Source organism: Streptomyces durocortorensis (assembly GCF_016901035.1).
GTDB lineage: Bacteria > Actinomycetota > Actinomycetes > Streptomycetales > Streptomycetaceae > Streptomyces > Streptomyces durocortorensis.
Map to the genome: position 1 here is coordinate 1 of NZ_JAFEUF010000534.1, position 817 is coordinate 817.

Sequence of the window (817 nt, forward strand, 5' to 3'; positions counted from 1 at the left end):
GCTGTGCGCGGCGGCGGGTCTGGCGTCGGAGAGCGTACGGAGGTGCGGCGGGGGCAGCCGGACGTAGCGGGCGCCGGGGGGGGGCGGGGGGGGGGGGGGGGGGGGGGCGGGGGGGCCCCCCCCCCCCCCCCCCCCGACGCCGGGGGCGCGGGTGCGGTGGTGCGGGGCGGCGATGCTGCCGTCGCGCAGGCCTTCGACGATGGCGTCGCGGAGGGCGGCGGAGTGGCGGGGGTCTCGGCCCCGGGGGGTGGCGTTGAGTACGGCGACGGTGATGTTGTCGATGCGGCCGGTGGCCGGGGTCCAGGCGGTGGCGGCCTCGGCGTCGTCGGACCGGACGCACCAGGTGCGGGTGCGTTCGGCCTCGGCGGAGGCGGCGTCGTTGGCCGTGGTGTCGGAGGAGGCGATGATCGCGTACCAGGTGTCGGCGAGGTCGCCGTCCTGGTAGCGGCGGCGCTCCCAGCGGATCTCGCCGGCGTCCGCCATGGCCTCGACGGAGGGGGTCGCGGACGGCGAGATCAGGGTGATGACGGCACCGGTGGCGATGAGCTGCGGCAGCCGGCGCTGGGCGACCTGGCCGCCGCCGACGACGACGACGCGGCGGCCGTGCAGGCGCAGTCCTACGGGGTACGCGGGGTGGTCGGCCTGGTCGGTGCGCTCGGCGTGACCTGCGCTCTCGGCGTGACCTGTGTGGTCTGCGTGCTCGGCCATGGCGGTACGGGCTCCTCGTGCGGGTGCTGCGTAGGGCCGCTGCGGCGGTGGAGCGGCTGTGACGTGCGGAAAGTGGGGGTTCCGGGTGGGAACACGATACGGGGTGGGG

Annotated in this window: 1 protein-coding gene; it reads right to left on the reverse strand. The window is 77.4% G+C overall.

What is annotated here, in order from left to right; translation table 11 throughout:
- Positions 1-708: precorrin-2 dehydrogenase/sirohydrochlorin ferrochelatase family protein (locus JS521_RS35940; RefSeq protein WP_275564255.1), on the reverse strand; the 708-nt coding region annotated here is incomplete at its 3' end.
- Positions 709-817 lie beyond the last annotated feature (109 nt).